This is a genomic window from Burkholderia sp. MSh2 (assembly GCF_000731655.1).
GTDB classification, from domain to species: domain Bacteria; phylum Pseudomonadota; class Gammaproteobacteria; order Burkholderiales; family Burkholderiaceae; genus Burkholderia; species Burkholderia paludis.
Window position 1 is genome coordinate 1 of record NZ_JPGM01000149.1, and the last position, 1,045, is coordinate 1,045.

Below are 1,045 nucleotides of genomic sequence, written 5' to 3' on the forward strand. Positions count from 1 at the left end.
TGGGTTTTACCAGAAGTGGCTAGTCTAACCGCAAGGAGGACGGTCACCACGGTAGGATTCATGACTGGGGTGAAGTCGTAACAAGGTAGCCGTATCGGAAGGTGCGGCTGGATCACCTCCTTTCCAGAGCTTCTCGCAAAATTGAGCGCTCACGCTTATCGGCTGTTGATTAAGACAGACTAGCTGTCTGCGGTTAAACCGGTTATAATGCCGGCCGCTTTCAATAATCTTCAATGACAAACATTCGAATGAAGTTTGATTCGAGTTTTTCTCATTGGCGATTGAGCCAGTCAGAGCGGTACGAAAGTATCGGCTGTCGTTCTTTAACAATCTGGAAGAAGTAAGTAATTTGGATAGCGGAAGCGTCTATGAGATGGACGTGGAAACTATCCGGGTTGTGATTGTATCGATGTATCTCAAGATGATTCGGGTCTACTCCCTTCGGGAGTGGGGCCAGCGTAAGCGCTAAAGCGCTAACGCCGGACCGACATCAATTGGAATACGGCACAACGCGAGAACTCAACCTGTAGCGACTGTCGATGAGACAGACTCGTTATAGGGTCAAGCGAACAAGTGCATGTGGTGGATGCCTTGGCGATCACAGGCGATGAAGGACGCGGTAGCCTGCGAAAAGCTACGGGGAGCTGGCAAACAAGCTTTGATCCGTAGATGTCCGAATGGGGAAACCCACTCCTTTTGGAGTATCCATGGCTGAATACATAGGCCATGTGAAGCGAACGCGGTGAACTGAAACATCTAAGTAACCGCAGGAAAAGAAATCAACCGAGATTCCCAAAGTAGTGGCGAGCGAAATGGGATGAGCCTTGCACTCTTTATTTGTATTGTTAGCCGAACGCTCTGGAAAGTGCGGCCATAGCGGGTGATAGCCCCGTAGGCGAAAACAGTATGAAAGAACTAGGTGTGCGAAAAGTAGGGCGGGACACGTGAAATCCTGTCTGAAGATGGGGGGACCATCCTCCAAGGCTAAATACTCGTGATCGACCGATAGTGAACCAGTACCGTGAGGGAAAGGCGAAAAGAACCC

The 1,045-nt window shown here is 49.9% G+C and carries 2 rRNA genes; both read left to right on the top strand.

Annotated features, from left to right (window positions below):
• A 16S ribosomal RNA gene (locus tag GQ57_RS37960) occupies positions 1–123 on the top strand; the annotation flags it as partial.
• Positions 124–559: 436 nt separating this feature from the next.
• Positions 560–1,045, top strand: a 23S ribosomal RNA gene (locus GQ57_RS37965); the annotation flags it as partial.